This window comes from Vibrio sp. La 4.2.2, from assembly GCF_027586995.1.
GTDB classification, from domain to species: domain Bacteria; phylum Pseudomonadota; class Gammaproteobacteria; order Enterobacterales; family Vibrionaceae; genus Vibrio; species Vibrio mediterranei.
Window position 1 is genome coordinate 173,466 of the sequence record NZ_JAPPTJ010000005.1, and the last position, 14,900, is coordinate 188,365.

12 protein-coding genes and 1 tRNA gene are annotated in these 14,900 nt (G+C 43.4%); 5 read left to right on the plus strand and 8 right to left on the minus strand.

Features of this window, described 5'->3' with window-relative positions:
- Nucleotides 1-61: 61 nt before the first annotated feature.
- The 3 genes from OH456_RS12830 to OH456_RS12840 form a co-directional block, all read right to left on the minus strand.
- A tRNA-Pro gene (locus OH456_RS12830) sits at nucleotides 62-138 on the minus strand.
- Between the two features lie 63 nt (nucleotides 139-201).
- Nucleotides 202-2,025 carry a DUF3413 domain-containing protein gene (locus OH456_RS12835; RefSeq protein WP_198558092.1) on the minus strand — a complete coding sequence of 608 codons (1,824 nt, stop codon included), beginning with the start codon at nucleotides 2,023-2,025 and terminating at the stop codon, nucleotides 202-204.
- Between the two features lie 26 nt (nucleotides 2,026-2,051).
- Nucleotides 2,052-2,279: a YejL family protein gene (locus OH456_RS12840; protein WP_006070060.1), complete on the minus strand. Its 228-nt coding sequence runs from the start codon at nucleotides 2,277-2,279 to the stop codon at nucleotides 2,052-2,054.
- Nucleotides 2,280-2,363: 84 nt separating this feature from the next.
- On the opposite strand from OH456_RS12840, the gene yejK reads away from it, so the two are divergent.
- The 4 genes from yejK to asd all read left to right on the plus strand — a co-directional run bounded on the left by yejK (nucleotide 2,364) and on the right by asd (nucleotide 7,409).
- On the plus strand, nucleotides 2,364-3,362 hold the full coding sequence (yejK, locus tag OH456_RS12845; protein ID WP_171388426.1) for a nucleoid-associated protein YejK: 999 nt from the start codon (nucleotides 2,364-2,366) through the stop codon (nucleotides 3,360-3,362).
- Between the two features lie 66 nt (nucleotides 3,363-3,428).
- Nucleotides 3,429-4,736 (plus strand): Hpt domain-containing protein, encoded by a 1,308-nt coding sequence (locus OH456_RS12850; protein ID WP_270033621.1) that lies wholly within the window; start codon nucleotides 3,429-3,431, stop codon nucleotides 4,734-4,736.
- A gap of 177 nt (nucleotides 4,737-4,913) precedes the next feature.
- Nucleotides 4,914-6,116 (plus strand): chemotaxis protein, encoded by a 1,203-nt coding sequence (locus tag OH456_RS12855; RefSeq protein WP_270033622.1) that lies wholly within the window; start codon nucleotides 4,914-4,916, stop codon nucleotides 6,114-6,116.
- Nucleotides 6,117-6,290: 174 nt separating this feature from the next.
- Complete coding sequence (asd, locus tag OH456_RS12860) at nucleotides 6,291-7,409, plus strand: aspartate-semialdehyde dehydrogenase (protein WP_006070064.1); 1,119 nt, start codon at nucleotides 6,291-6,293, stop codon at nucleotides 7,407-7,409.
- A 65-nt stretch (nucleotides 7,410-7,474) separates the two neighbouring features.
- Here asd and OH456_RS12865 read toward each other — a convergent pair whose 3' ends face one another.
- Both OH456_RS12865 and OH456_RS12870 read right to left on the minus strand, forming a co-directional pair.
- Entirely contained in the window at nucleotides 7,475-8,320 is an 846-nt protein-coding gene (locus OH456_RS12865; RefSeq protein ID WP_006070065.1) for an ion transporter, read from the minus strand.
- A gap of 143 nt (nucleotides 8,321-8,463) precedes the next feature.
- The gene (locus OH456_RS12870; RefSeq protein ID WP_006070066.1) at nucleotides 8,464-9,102 is read right to left on the minus strand and encodes a YchE family NAAT transporter; all 639 of its coding nucleotides are present in this window, start codon (nucleotides 9,100-9,102) and stop codon (nucleotides 8,464-8,466) included.
- Between the two features lie 659 nt (nucleotides 9,103-9,761).
- Here OH456_RS12870 and adhE point away from each other — a divergent pair.
- Nucleotides 9,762-12,461: a bifunctional acetaldehyde-CoA/alcohol dehydrogenase gene (gene adhE / locus OH456_RS12875; protein WP_062457764.1), complete on the plus strand. Its 2,700-nt coding sequence runs from the start codon at nucleotides 9,762-9,764 to the stop codon at nucleotides 12,459-12,461.
- A 133-nt stretch (nucleotides 12,462-12,594) separates the two neighbouring features.
- Here adhE and OH456_RS12880 read toward each other — a convergent pair whose 3' ends face one another.
- From OH456_RS12880 to sodB, 3 genes are all read right to left on the minus strand, one after another.
- Nucleotides 12,595-13,269: an SDR family oxidoreductase gene (locus tag OH456_RS12880; RefSeq protein WP_038229491.1), complete on the minus strand. Its 675-nt coding sequence runs from the start codon at nucleotides 13,267-13,269 to the stop codon at nucleotides 12,595-12,597.
- A gap of 209 nt (nucleotides 13,270-13,478) precedes the next feature.
- Nucleotides 13,479-13,982: a VC2046/SO_2500 family protein gene (locus tag OH456_RS12885; RefSeq protein ID WP_006075745.1), complete on the minus strand. Its 504-nt coding sequence runs from the start codon at nucleotides 13,980-13,982 to the stop codon at nucleotides 13,479-13,481.
- Between the two features lie 122 nt (nucleotides 13,983-14,104).
- The gene (sodB, locus tag OH456_RS12890) at nucleotides 14,105-14,689 is read right to left on the minus strand and encodes a superoxide dismutase [Fe] (RefSeq protein WP_031493433.1); all 585 of its coding nucleotides are present in this window, start codon (nucleotides 14,687-14,689) and stop codon (nucleotides 14,105-14,107) included.
- Nucleotides 14,690-14,900: the final 211 nt, after the last annotated feature.

Here is a 14,900-nt window from a genome sequence, read left to right on the forward strand (position 1 = left end):
AAGTGCTTTCCTAAGGGTGTAAAAAAGCCCGTAACTCATTGAATTACGGGCTTTAGGTGTATGGTCGGACTGAGAGGATTTGAACCTCCGACCCCCGACACCCCATGACGGTGCGCTACCAAGCTGCGCTACAGTCCGATGGGATTAATCTAAACCAGAGGATTTTCTAGGTCAAGAGTCCAGAGTTATTAAATCCTTGATTTACTGACTTTTTGCGTAGAAACGTTGTAGTTCTGTGAAGCCTTGCATCAGTATCGGCAGCTTCGGATTCTTATCGTCTAGTTTACGATAGTTGTGATCGTATAAGCTGTAGTTACCAAATTTATCGACAACAGTAGTATCTGTCGGCGTAATTAATGCGAGCTCTCTAGTGTCCCCTGCGATAATCCATTTGCGTTTACGTTCATCAAACAAGTTACGACCACTGCTGTAGTTTTTTACATTCGTGGACACGCCACTTAAGTCTTGCATGATGGTTGCTGAGAGATCAAGGTGACTGGTCATATGGGTATAGTCTGCAGCCAGTTTTCCAGGCCAATGGACCACCATAGGAACGCGAAGTTGATATTGACTGTAGTTGGTATTAGAGCCCCAACTGCGCGTCTTCGTTTCGTTGAATTCAGTGCCATGATTAGACGTAAGAATAATCACGGTGTTGTTCATCAACCCTTGATCAGCGATTGTTTGCAATATTTTAGCAAACTCACCATCCGCTGCTGTCGCTGCAGCAGAATAAGCAGCAATAAACTGCTGTTCCGGTGATAAGTCAGTGCCTTGTGGTTGATAGGCGTCGAAGTTATCAACGGTCGTAAGCTCTATGTAGCTGAACCAAGGTTTTCCGGCCCCTGATTCAATATCAGCTTGCCAACGTTTGATGGCAGTGAGGTCAGAGACGACAGGTGGGTTCGTTTCACCTTCTTGCTGAACGGTTAGGTCTACCATAGGGAATTTGCGGAATATGGTGTCTCTATAAATATCATCTTCAAAATTATCACCGCTATAGAGTTTGAAACTATAGCCTTGGTCGCGAAGAATTGACATAAACAGAGGCGCAGTCCCTTGAGCTTTGATGCTACTTGCGTAGCTACTTGGCAGACCATACATCAAACCAAATACACCAAAGTCATCATTGCTAGAACTATAGTGATTAGTGAAATTCTGGTTGTTTAGAGCAAAGCCATAACTAACAGGCATGGTCTCCGCAGTTAACATATCGCTGCGTAAGTTATTAATGCTTACGACAAGTACGTTTAAATTTTCTGAGCGACGATTGAACTCTATCTCTGTTAATGGGTAGCTAACAAGGTCTACCGCACCTTCATTCTCTTTCAATTTTTGAAGGTATTCTTCTCTATCCAATAGACCATGCTTTTCCATGAATGACTTAGCTGTCATTGGGTAAGAAAGCGGGAAGTTCGCTTTTTGAATGGTAATTGGATTATAGAAATAAGCATCTGCCCAGATAAAAATCAGGTGGCTAGAAATAAAGCACAAGAAGAACACCGCCGTGAGTGGGCGTCCGACATGCTTGTGGGAGAGTTTACGTTGTTTCTTCCAAACCCACTCTGAAAGTGCCAACTGCGCTAAGAATATTGGCGGTAGCACAATAAATAGATGTTGTAGGTCCGAACTTATCGGGCTACTTTCGTCATTGAACAGTAGCTCCCATACCACCGGAGAAAGGTGTAAGTTGATTGACTGGTAAGCTTGAGTATCAATGAGTAGGACTGTGAGTCCGAACGTTGCGAAACAAACGGCAAGCAGCCTAAAGAGCTTGCGCGAAGGAACAATAAACGTTAGCGGAAATAACACTAAAAGATACAAGGCAAATACTAAAAAGCCAAAATGCCCAATCCACGAGGTCAGCAGATAGATCTGCCCCAACAGTGTATCTGGCCATGGCGATGCGGCGATATAACGCGTGCCAACCAACATAGCTGCGATAATATTGAAGAACGCAAACCAGTGTCCCCAACCGACTAGTCGTGAGACTCGTTCACCATATGAATTTTCGCTATCTACCATCTGCCGTTTTTTCTGTCCGTAGTTGATTAGTGTTGGTCTTTAGTTTCTAGTGAAGAAATCAGAGCCTTAGAGAATTTTTCCGCAATTGCTTGGCGTTGTGAAGGAGCAACGTTCTGATTTAAGACATTGGTTGCGATATTGCCTGCAATCATAAGTGAAAGTTCTGCACTTGCGCCATGCTTATCAAGCACTGCTGCAACTTCAGAAAGGATATCTTCAACTTGTTGATCGGTATATTTAGATGTAATTGGCATAAAGACTCTGCTAATGATAATGAAAGCGGCTTATGATACCCTACTCTGCATCACAAACGAAACAGCAACGATAATAATTTCACTATGAGTTTGAACCTATCTAACGTTATTTTACACCAGTTGGCGATAAATGAGCAGGAAGAACTGGTTGTTCATTACCGTGAGGCCCTTTTACCAAACGATAATTCAACCGAAAGCCTTGTTGCTGAGCTTCATCGCGTATTTAATTCGAAAGCAGGAAAAGGATTTGGTTCCTTTACTCAAGAAAGTGACTTCCAGGTTTGGTTGGGTGAGCTGCTAAAAGGTGATAAAGACTTTTACGCATTCTCGCAAGACAGCGCCGAGCGACTAAAAACTGAGTTAGCTAAATACCCATTTGCAGAAGCGGGTACCTTGGTAATGGCACAGTATCAATCTTTAGCAACCGACTATCTGTTCATTGGTTTACTACCTTCTTACAATAGCTTGCAAATCACTGAAGGATTGAACATCGGTTCAATTGATTATCTCGATATCGCCAAGATGGATATTGCCGCACGCATTGACCTAACCAGTTATGACTTAGATAAAAGCTCTAACCGTTATCTTACCTACATCAAAGGTAGGGTAGGTCGTAAAGTAGCAGACTTCTTCCTCGACTTTTTGCAGGCACAGGTGGGGCTGGACACCAAACAGCAAAATACCATTTTGATGCAAGCGGTAGAGGATTATTGTGCGGATGCTCAGCTTGATAAAGATGAAACCGTTAGTTACAAGAAACAGGTCTTTGATTACTGCAGTGATCAGTTGAAGACTGGTGATGAAGTTCAAATAAAAGAACTGTCGGGAGAGCTGCCTAGTAATGAAGGCTCGAGCTTTTTAGATTACACTCAAGAACAAGGCTATGATCTTGAAGACAGTTTTCCAGCAGATCGCTCCACAGTTCGCAAGCTAACAAAATTTGTTGGTGCGGGTGGTGGACTGAACTTAAGCTTTGATAGTCTATTACTGGGTGAGCGCGTATTTTACGATCCAGAAACTGATACATTGACGATTAAGGGGACTCCTCCTAATCTCAGAGACCAGTTGACTCGGAACCGATAAAATAATGAAAGCGCTGCCTTGTGTAGCGCTTTTTAGATCGCAAGAACCAAGGAAGGGGAACGGTTGTTGAATTCTTATAAACGTCTTTTTACTGTCGTTGCCATTGTTGGCATGATGTGGGCGCTGGCCATTTCGGTTGTCGTTTACCTGACTTCTAAAGAAGATCAAATTAACCATTTAATGGATGAGATATCCATTAGTATCAATAAGCTGCAGCAGACTCTCTTTCTCCCTCAACCTTATCGCTCTAAGTTTTCGGAACAGATAGAGCTTGATATCCAGTTAATACATGCGCAAGCGATTCAACTTAAATCTCTAACAAGCTCAGATCTACTTTCCGATGTATCACACACCGTATATTTGTTAGAACGGTTTGTTGAGCAGGCAGAATTGCTTGCAAGTGATGAAACTCGTCTTGATGAGTTTATCGCGCGAGTTAGCGAGCAAACGCCAACATTTAGTGCAAGTGCAAAAGCGCTAAGTAATCAATTGTCTTATGTAGTATTGGACACATTGTTTAATGAATCTATCGAGCCAAGACAAGTCTATCTGCGTCTAGAAGAAATTCAGCGTGCGGCGTATCAATTACCAGAAGAGGATAGGTTGGAGCTATTAGCTCTAAACTCTCAAGCATCGGTTCTACTCTCACAATCTGCGAATACTGAGTTCCTAATCGAACGAGTTGTAAATCACCCGGTAATGCGCGAGCTTTCTCAAAGAACGGATCAATCTAAGCTTATCGTTAATCATCAAATATTAATGATAGTAATGCTTAGTATTGTCGCGATGGCTCTAATCATCCTAACTGCGATCCGGACTATGCGTGTTGCTCAGGATAGTCAATTGCAGCACGCTACCCAGTCATTAGCGACGGAAAGCTCGGTTGAGCAGGAGCAGCACATCTCAGAGCCTGAATTAGCACTTGCTGTGGAAATTGAATCGCAAGCCGTGCCTAATCAACTCAAAACCGCGCCGAATGTGGAGACTGAGGTAGAAACTGAACAGCAAGCTTCAGCTCAAAGGAAGGAGAGTTCTGAGGCGATAGATTTCTCAAAGATGTTGAACACTCTTGACGGTGACCGAGAGTCTATGTTGTTGCTGTTGGGGGTATTTGTTTCAGAGCACGCGCAAGATGCAGAAAGATTACAACAACATTTAACCGACGACATTGAACAAGCCACGCGAATTGCTCATACGTTGAAAGGCGTTTCTGGAAGTATTTTTGCTGATGAACTTCGCAAAGTTGCGACAGTAGCGGAAAAAAGCTTGAAAGAGAGTCAAACGCTATCTGAAACCGTGCTCGCTGATCTGGATGCTAATTTACAGCAAGCGATAGTGTCAGCGCAGGCCTACATTGCGCAATCGGCGACCTAGCACTTTGAATTAGCGAAAACAGCTTAAGGCTTTCACGCATTTAGGTTTAAGGCTGAACATGCCCCTAGAAAAGAGTTTGTCAAAATCACTCAAAAACACTGACACTTAGCGAGAACTTTGTGTTTTATAAGTATAATGAATGTGTTGTACATTTATTCACGATCAGAGGCTTTTTTGATGAACGCATTGCGCGCCACTCGCAATTTTCTTTTACTACTGCTCATGGTAGCTCTCTCAGGCTGCTCACTTCTCGAGGTACAGCTCGATAGTCAAACGACCCCGCTGACGAAGCAAGAATTGAATATGCGCTTGATGACGCGAGAATACAGTCGTGAGTTTTTTAGCCAAGTTGAATCAACAGCGGATTCGCTTGCAGCTCAGTATCCTGAAAATGACGTAATGAACCAATCGTACGTGTTACTTTGGAAAATCCATGCCGAAGAGGGTCTACAGCAAGCTGCTTATCAAGTTTCGCCGACTGCGGGCTTGATCGATTCGTGGGTGTTTACGATCCAGATGAATAACTTTTTCAACCAAGGCAATGGTCAAGCTCTGTTTACAAGTGATGACGCTAAACAAGTGTCTCAGCAACTTAGCAACGAAATTGATCAGTTAGCAAAATCCTTGTTTAAAGGTGATAGCTACGCTACTAGCAAAGAGTTTGTCGAGAAATTCGCTGCGTTACACCCTTTTGAAAATCTAACTTTTTCCAGAACACCAGCTTATCGTGAGTGGTTAAAAGCGCAGGGGATTGACGAAAGTGAAGTTACAACAACGCTTGGAACCATGCCAGAAGCACTATCGGATGTTTCGGATCGTTTATCTCTTATGTCGGAACAAACACCAAAGCTAATGACGTGGAAAGCGCAGCTGATTGCTTTAAATAGCAACGTAAATGGTGATGATATTCGAGGAGCTATCCAAAGTTTCCAGTTGAGTGCAGACGCGTTTCAGGACTTCGTTAACAATAATCCCGAGTACATGAGAGATCTAGCGCAGAAGATGGCGATTGAATTGCAGCCACTACTCAATGATTTGGATGCCAAGACTCAAGATAAGTTGACGCAGCTAAGCGCGGAAAGACAAGCCCTTGACGACATGGTGGCGAGAGAGCGTGAAGAGCTGATTAAAATGGTTGAGCGTGAACGTAAGGAAATCGCGCTTATCGTAAATCAAGAGCGAGAATTGTTTGCTCAAGACCTCGACAAGATTTCTCAAGATGTCGTAACGTTAGCTGTAGAAAAACTTATCCAACTGATTAAGAGCACTATTGTTTACTTTATCTTGTTTATTTTGGTGATCTTTTTTGCACCTCTTGGACTTGGCTACATCCTTGGTAAGAAGGTTCAAGCAAGAAAAGAGAGTAAAACAAGCGCGTAAATTTATAGAAGCCCCGTATTGGGGCTTTTTTTACAACTTAATCTTCTCAAATTAGCAAAACTGGTAGGGTTAGTTAAAAAAAGACACACTTATTGTTACTTTACTCTTGTGTTATGGCTCGGAAAATTTTATAGATGGAGGAGCCTTTTTTAAATTCACACGGAGAGTAATTCAATGAGAGTAGGTTTAGTTGGTTGGCGCGGCATGGTTGGTTCGGTATTGATGCAGCGTATGGTCGAAGAAAAAGACTTCGACGTTATCGAACCAGTATTCTACAGTACCTCTCAAGTAGGTATCCCAGCCCCTAACTTCGGCAAAGATGCCGGTATGCTTCAAGATGCTTTTGATATCGAAAGCTTGAAACAACTTGATGCAGTCATTACCTGTCAAGGTGGTAGCTACACAGAAAAAGTCTATCCTGCATTACGTCAAGCTGGTTGGAAAGGCTATTGGATTGATGCAGCTTCTACTCTCCGTATGGACAAAGACTCTATCATTACTTTAGACCCAGTGAACTTAGGTCAGATTCAAGATGGTCTAATTAAAGGCACAAACACTTTTGTTGGCGGTAACTGTACCGTGAGCTTGATGTTGCTTGGTTTAGGTGGCCTGTATGAAAAAGGCATGGTCGAATGGATGAGTGCCATGACGTACCAAGCGGCTTCTGGTGCCGGTGCCAAAAACATGCGTGAGCTTATTTCACAAATGGGTGTAGTTAATGATGCTGTCTCTTCAGAGCTTGCAAACCCAGCTAGTTCGATTCTAGACATCGACCGTAAAGTGGCTGAGACTATTCGTTCGTCTTCTTTCCCAACGGATCAATTTGGTGTGCCTTTGGCTGGCTCTCTCATTCCATGGATCGACGTAAAACGCGATAACGGTCAAAGTAAAGAAGAGTGGAAAGCTGGCGTTGAAGCCAACAAGATCCTTGGTACGGATGGCAACCCAATTGCTATCGATGGTACTTGTGTTCGTATCGGCGCGATGCGTTGTCATGCTCAAGCACTCACAATCAAGCTTAAGCAAGATGTACCAATGGATGAAATCGAAGAGATCATCGCCACTCATAATGACTGGGTTAAAGTTATCCCGAATGAGCGTGACATTACCGCTCAAGAACTGACTCCGGCGAAAGTTACCGGCACGATGTCTATCCCTGTTGGTCGTCTAAGAAAGATGGCGATGGGTAATGACTTCTTGAATGCGTTCACTGTAGGTGACCAGTTACTTTGGGGGGCTGCGGAACCGCTACGCCGTACACTGCGCATTATTCTTGCAGAAAAAGCATCGTAATCAATGCATTGAACAATAAAAAAGCCCTCAAGATGAGGGCTTTTTTTGGTATTGGGGGGCGGAAATTATTCTTCTGAACTGGCTGTCACACGCTCGTCTGGTGGAGCAAGTTCACTGCCACAGTGCTTGCAGTGCAAAGCATCACTTTCGTGTCCCGCCTTTGAGCAGTTTGGACACTTTACCAGGTTCCTATGTGTCTTCATTTCTTGATTTAGCTCCGCCGTAATAATACCAGTAGGCACTGCAAGAATAGAGTAACCGAGTAGCATGGTTAATGATGCCAGCGCTTTGCCAAGAGGTGTACTTGGCACCAAATCGCCGTAGCCAACCGTCGTTATAGTGACGATCGCCCAGTAAATACTTTGTGGGATGCTAGTAAAACCATTCTCGGGGCCTTCTATAACGAAGATCAAAGCACCAAATATGGTGACTAGAATTGCTACTGTGCTGAAGAATACAAAGATCTTACGTCTCGACATGAGTAGAGAACGCAACAAAATATTTGAATCTTGAAGATAGCGCACGAGCTTTAAGATTCGGAATATTCTCATGACTCGAAGCAGCCTGATTACCCCCATAAACGAAGCCGATGGGAAAAGAAGGGCTAGGTAGGTCGGTAAAATGGCAAGGAGGTCAACCACACCGTAAAAACTTGTGGCGTACGCTTTGGGTTTTGGAGAACAATACAGCCGGAGTATATATTCCACTGTAAATAATGCAGTAAAGAAGTACTCGAGTAGTTGAAATTCTTGATCCCATTCTGTCGCAAGCCCTTCGATTGAGTGAAGGATTAACACTGTGAGCGAAAGAAGAATGGCAATAATGAGCGCAATATCAAACGCTCGTCCCGCTCGGGTATTATGGCCAAATATGATGACGTAAAGCTGATGCTTTAACCGATTGTTTTCCATAGCAAGTACATTTCGTTAACGACTAAAAACTAGTATATACCTAAGTGAGGTGTAGGGGCAGGGGGCTTAGTTTCGGAGAGCGGAGATTAAGGGCAGACGGCAAGGTAGCCCCACCTTTATTAAAGTGGGGCTTGAAAGGTTATTTAAGCCAAACCAGGGAACAAAGCTTTAAGGCCATTTGCCATAAACTCAATACCCAATGCACCGAGAATCAAACCCATGATACGGGTGATTACGTTAATTCCTGTCTGCCCTAAGAAACGCACGATTAAAGGCGCTGAGCGATAAAGTAGCCACGAACACAGAGCAAAAGCGATAATGGTAATGATGATACCCGTTGTTTCCAGCATTCCTGGGTAGCGAGCGCCATAGACAATAGTAGAGCTTATCGCACCAGGCCCCGCCATTAATGGCATTGCCAGTGGAACGACGCCGATTTGCTCTTTGCTGACATACTCCGATTTTTCTTGTTTATTCTGCTTATCTTCACCGAGCTTACCCGACATCATTGAAAACGCGATGCTCAGTAGCAGCAAACCACCTGCAACGCGGAATGAGTCTAGCGAGATACTAAACATATCAAGAAGTACTTGGCCTGCTAACAACGAGGTGATCAAGATGATAGCGACAGCAATATTGGCTGTCGCTGCGGTTTTGTTTTTATCTTCGAGCGACATATGTCCAGTTAGCGACACAAAAACCGGCATGATTCCTACAGGGTTCACTGCGGCAACTAGACCTAAGAAGAACTGCAAATAAATAGCGAATTCGATACTACTCATTTCTCGATACTCTATGTGAAAGAGGTGGATAACATGGGCGTGGAGTCCCCAATTTTAGGACGCTAATGTACGCTAACATTTGTCGATAAGCGAATGAAAAAATCTAACGATATGTCACTCAATAACCACAAAAAATCTAATGGCAAATGATGCTGGTCGCATTTATGAATAGAATGTGAAAATAAATTTCAATACCAGTAGCAAACTGAATTGAAGCTTGTTTCGTATTTGTTATCGCGAGCACGTTTTTGATAAAAAAATGTGATGTCGGTGGTTTTAGAGGTGGCTGCGGATATACTTGCTGTAGCACGTGCAGGGTGGTTTACTTGATTTATCTGTACAAAAATGAAACTTTTTTACAGAAATTTGTAGTTTATTTAAAAAAATCATTCGATTGCTGTAATTTTGAGCTAAGTATTTTACTCAATATAATTGTTATAAAACAATTACTTACCTTGCATTACCCTTAATGGTTACTACTAAGTAGGTAAATTACTTTTCAGAACTGATCTGAGTCAATTTTTTTCACGTCCTGAAATATTATACTCAGCCATGAAAGCAATTTACTAAGTAGAGTTGGGTTACCTAAGAGTAACTATTAATGGCAAACAGCTAACTTACTAAAAAGTTTTTAGTTTTTTTATTTTAGGAGATTCATTATGCCTGTAACAAATATGGCTGAACTAGATGCAATGGTTGCACGCGTTAAAGCGGCACAAGCAGAATTTGCAACTTACTCTCAAGAGCAAGTTGACAAGATTTTCCGCGCAGCATCTTTAGCAGCTAACCAAGCTCGTATCCCTCTTGCACAACAAGCGGTAGAAGAGTCTGGTATGGGTATCGTTGAAGATAAAGTTATCAAGAACCACTTTGCGTCTGAGTTCATCTACAACAAATACAAAGACGAGAAAACTTGTGGCATTCTTGAAGAAGACGACAACCTAGGCACTATGACTATCGCTGAGCCTGTAGGCATCATCTGCGGTATCGTACCAACAACTAACCCAACTTCTACTGCAATCTTCAAATCTCTAATCTCTTTGAAGACTCGTAACGGTATCATCTTCTCGCCACACCCACGTGCGAAGAACTCTACTAACGATGCAGCTAAACTAGTTCTAGATGCAGCAGTAGCAGCAGGTGCTCCAAAAGACATCATCGGTTGGATCGACCAACCATCTGTAGAGCTTTCTAACGCTCTTATGAAGCACGACGACATCGCTCTTATCCTTGCAACTGGTGGTCCAGGCATGGTTAAAGCAGCTTACTCTTCTGGTAAGCCAGCAATCGGTGTAGGTGCAGGTAACGTTCCTGTAGTCATCGACGAAACTGCTGACGTTAAACGTGCAGTTGCCTCTATCCTTATGTCTAAAACGTTCGATAACGGCGTAGTTTGTGCTTCTGAGCAGGCTGCAATCGTTGTTGACTCTGTATACGACGAAGTTAAAGAGCGTTTCGCTTCTCACAAAGCATACGTTCTAAGCAAAGCTGAAGCTGAGAAAGTACGTAAAGTACTTCTAATCGACGGCAACCTTAATGCTAAGATCGTAGGTCAACCAGCTCCAGCAATCGCTGAAATGGCAGGCGTTAAAGTTCCAGCTGACACTAAAGTTCTAGTTGGTGAAGGTCTAGGTAAAGTTTCTTACGACGACGCATTTGCTCACGAGAAACTTTCTCCAACTCTGGGTCTATTCCGCGCTGACGATTTCGAAGACGCAGTTGCTCAAGCAGTAACTATGGTTGAAATCGGTGGTATCGGTCACACATCTGGTCTGTACACAAACCAAGACGTTAACGCTGACCGCATCCGTTACTTCGGTGACAAGATGAAGACTGCACGTATCCTTGTAAACATCCCAACTACTCACGGTGGTATCGGTGACCTTTACAACTTCAACGTTGCACCTTCTCTAACTCTAGGTTGTGGTTCTTGGGGTGGTAACTCTATCTCTGAGAACGTAGGTCCTAAACACCTAATCAACAAGAAAACTGTAGCGAAGCGAGCTGAAAACATGTTGTGGCACAAACTACCTAAGTCTATCTACTTCCGTCGTGGTAGCCTTCCAATCGCTCTTAGCGACCTAGAAGGTAAGAAGCGCGTATTCCTAGTAACTGACCGTTTCCTATTCAACAACGGTTACAGTGATGAAGTAGTGAAGCTTCTTAAAGCTCAAGGCATGGAAGTTCAAACTTTCTTCGACGTAGAGGCGGATCCAACGCTATCTGTTGTTAAGAAAGGTGCAGAAGCAATGCAAAGCTTCCAACCAGACGTAATCATCGCTCTAGGTGGTGGTTCTCCGATGGATGCTGCTAAGATCATGTGGGTAATGTACGAGCACCCAGAAACTCACTTCGAAGAGCTTGCAATGCGCTTTATGGACATCCGTAAACGTATCTACAAGTTCCCTAAAATGGGTCAAAAAGCTGAGCTTGTATGTATCACTACAACATCTGGTACTGGTTCTGAAGTTACTCCATTCGCAGTTGTTACTGACGATGAGACTGGTGCTAAGTACCCACTAGCTGACTACGAACTAACTCCTAACATGGCTATCGTTGACGCGAACCTTGTTATGAACATGCCTAAGTCTCTAACAGCATTCGGTGGTTACGACGCAGTAACTCACGCTCTAGAAGCTTACGTATCAGTTCTAGCGAACGAATACTCTGACGGTCAGGCTCTACAAGCACTTAAGATGCTTAAAGAGTACCTACCTTCAAGCTATGCGAACGGTGCAAATGACCCAATCGCTCGTGAAAAAGTACACAACGCGGCAACTATCGCTGGTGTAGCATTTGCGAACGCTTTCCTAGGTGTTTGTCACTCAATGGCTCACAAGATTGGTGCTGAGTTCCACTTACCACACGGTCTGGCGAACGCACTACTAATCTCTAACGTTGTTCGTTACAACGCTAACGACAACCCAACTAAGCAAACTGCGTTCTCTCAGTACGACCGTCCACAAGCACGTCGTCGTTACGCTGAAGTAGCTGACCACCTAGGCCTAAGCCAAGCTGGTGACCGTACTGCTCAGAAGATTGAACGTCTGCTAGCATGGATGGAAGAGCTTAAGCAAGACCTAGACATCCCAGCTTCTATTCAAGCTGCAGGTGTAGCTGAGTCTGACTTCCTAGCGAAGCTTGACGAGCTAGCGGTTGAAGCGTTCGATGACCAATGTACTGGTGCGAACCCACGCTACCCTCTAATCTCTGAGCTTAAAGAAGTTCTGAAAGCGGCATACTACGGTAAAGCATTCGTTGAAGGTGAAACTTTCGAAGGTACGACTGTAATCAAGAAGAAAGCAGACCAAGAAGCTAAGCCAGCAGCTAAAGCTAAAAAAGAGAAAGCTGAAGCTTAATTTAGTTGTAGATTTTCGCTAGCACGAAATCTAAATCGGGAAAAATGATAAAGCCCCTTCAGAAATGAAGGGGCTTTTTTTATCCGGTTTTCAAAGAGTCCCTACTTAGGGCGTTACTTGAACCTGTGCACGGCTATGCTTCAGTACTTACAACTCGACCACTGAAATAATCATTACTCACTATGTATTCCGTTGTTCTCGTTAGCTCGTCCTGCACTTCTGACCAATTTGTGGCAATGTGATAGTTATGCGTTGTGACCGGAATGACGCCTCCAACACGTACATTGTGTGCTTTTAGTTCTTTCGCCCAACTTTTGGTAAACCCGGTCACCATCGACGTCGTGTTATCTAAATCACTATGATGCTGATCTGGCTCTTGCGCGACCACATTGACGATCACCCCAGATTGGTGAATAGCCATGCGCTCCGCTGCCACTTGTCCAAACATAAATAGACTGGAGGCGAGCATAGAGAATTTTTGAATAAAGCTCGAGTTTGATGAACTTCCTGTTAAGGATTGTTGTGGGAGTGACGTCCAATGATTAACCAGAACATCAGGAGATCGACCAGTTTTTGACTCAATCACATTGAACAGAGATTCTACCGAATCTAACGATATATCTTCAATCTCCACCATATCGACAAGCTCGGTAAGTTCGAGGCAACGCCGGTAAGTAGCCAGTAATGAAGATGGATTCACATCGCACAGAACAATACGGGCACCAAGTTTAGCAAAGTGCAACGCAATCATTGCTCCCAAGCTAGTCCCTGCGGATGTGATAAGTACAACTGAATTTTTAATGATCATAGTTACCCCGAAAGTGTCGGTTTCGGATAGATTTAGCCAAAAAGGCATTCCCCTGAATTAATAACTTGGTAGAAAAACTGTGAATCAAATGTGAATAACTTCAAACTTTTCTAGAAAAGTGCTAAACGAAAGGGTTATTTCTGCCACATATCACATTGTGTACGGAAAAAGTGGACAAGATTACATTAGTAACCACTTATAAAGTGTGGTTAAGCTTGGATGGCTAACGTATCTTTACGGTAGGCGGTGGAAAGGTGGTTATATAAGTAATCTATATTTGGGGTAGTAACAGATCCTTGAGCCAACTGTCGGCGCGTATGTCCTGACAGATTTTGATAGACTTCTTCACTGAGACCTATGGTATCTGTTGGCTGGTAGTTTAGCGGTTCAGGTGTGCTGTAATGCTGAAGTTTTGCGCTTGCCAGACCACCTTGGTGGAATTGATTAGCAATTGCCGCTGAGGTTTGATAATCATCCAACTCCCCCTGAAGTTTCTGAGCAGTAGGGACATTGAAGCGTTGGCGCAATACTGTTTCGTCCGCTATAGCAGTATCGATATCCTCAATGACGCTGGTTTCACGGCAGTCATGACTAAACATAGATAGAATTAATGCGAAATCAGCGCGTCTACCTTGTTCTACGGCACGGCAAAGCGACGTACCACATTGTAGTTCGTTGATTAAATTCGCTTTGTCTAAGCTATGAATTTGCATATATACCCCTCATGACTCTTTCTTTATCGGCATGAGAACAGGGGGCTTTAGCAATAATTGGCGGTTACCATAAAAAAAGACCTGCGAAAGCAGGCCTTTAAAGTAATCAGTAATCGATCCGATTATTTAGCTAGGTTTTCTTCTACGAATGCCCAGTTAACTAGAGCCCAGAAACCATTCATGTAGTCTGGACGAAGGTTACGGTAATCGATGTAGTAAGCGTGTTCCCACAGGTCTACAGTTAGTAGTGGAGTCACACCTTCTTCTGTTAGTGGAGTCGCTGCATTTGAAGTGTTCACGATATCTAGAGAACCGTCAGCTTTCTTAACTAACCAAGTCCATGAAGAACCGAAGTTGTTGATTGCTGAATCAGTGAACTTAGCTTTGAACTCTTCGAACGAGCCGAATGCAGCGTTGATTGCATCAGCAACCGCACCTGTTGGTTCGCCGCCAGCGTTTGGCGCTAGACAGTGCCAGTAGAACGTGTGGTTCCAAATCTGAGCTGCGTTGTTGAAAACACCGCCAGTTGAAGTCTTAACGATCTCTTCTAGTGTTTTACCTTCAAACTCAGTACCTGGAATTAGGCCGTTTAGTTTAACAACGTAAGTGTTGTGGTGCTTACCGTGATGGTAGTCCAAAGTTTCTGCTGAGATATGTGGTTCTAGAGCATCTTTTGCGTAAGGAAGTGCTGGTAGTTCGAATGCCATTGCTCGCTTCTCCATTGATTATTAGCGGGTTTTTACCCTGATTGCTTCCAAGATATTTTTTATTGAGTCGGGTGTTGACTGACTGCTTGCTATTTTAGCAAGTTTTTACTTTATTAAAAGAGTTCTCAAGAAAATTTATTGTTATGACTTATTAAAAACCGAACTCAGGTAGCTAAGATTAGAGTCGGTTGCATCACATCTTAGCTACAAT

Excerpts from the sequence above, each read along its gene's own strand:
- OH456_RS12835 (WP_198558092.1), bottom strand. The coding sequence starts at position 2,025 with ATGGTAGATAGCGAAAATTCATATGGTGAACGAGTCTCACGACTAGTC.
- OH456_RS12840 (WP_006070060.1), bottom strand. The coding sequence starts at position 2,279 with ATGCCAATTACATCTAAATATACCGATCAACAAGTTGAAGATATCCTT.
- yejK (WP_171388426.1), top strand. The coding sequence starts at position 2,364 with ATGAGTTTGAACCTATCTAACGTTATTTTACACCAGTTGGCGATAAAT.
- OH456_RS12855 (WP_270033622.1), top strand. The coding sequence starts at position 4,914 with ATGAACGCATTGCGCGCCACTCGCAATTTTCTTTTACTACTGCTCATG.
- asd (WP_006070064.1), top strand. The coding sequence starts at position 6,291 with ATGAGAGTAGGTTTAGTTGGTTGGCGCGGCATGGTTGGTTCGGTATTG.
- OH456_RS12865 (WP_006070065.1), bottom strand. The coding sequence starts at position 8,320 with ATGGAAAACAATCGGTTAAAGCATCAGCTTTACGTCATCATATTTGGC.
- OH456_RS12870 (WP_006070066.1), bottom strand. The coding sequence starts at position 9,102 with ATGAGTAGTATCGAATTCGCTATTTATTTGCAGTTCTTCTTAGGTCTA.
- adhE (WP_062457764.1), top strand. The coding sequence starts at position 9,762 with ATGCCTGTAACAAATATGGCTGAACTAGATGCAATGGTTGCACGCGTT.
- OH456_RS12880 (WP_038229491.1), bottom strand. The coding sequence starts at position 13,269 with ATGATCATTAAAAATTCAGTTGTACTTATCACATCCGCAGGGACTAGC.
- OH456_RS12885 (WP_006075745.1), bottom strand. The coding sequence starts at position 13,982 with ATGCAAATTCATAGCTTAGACAAAGCGAATTTAATCAACGAACTACAA.
- sodB (WP_031493433.1), bottom strand. The coding sequence starts at position 14,689 with ATGGCATTCGAACTACCAGCACTTCCTTACGCAAAAGATGCTCTAGAA.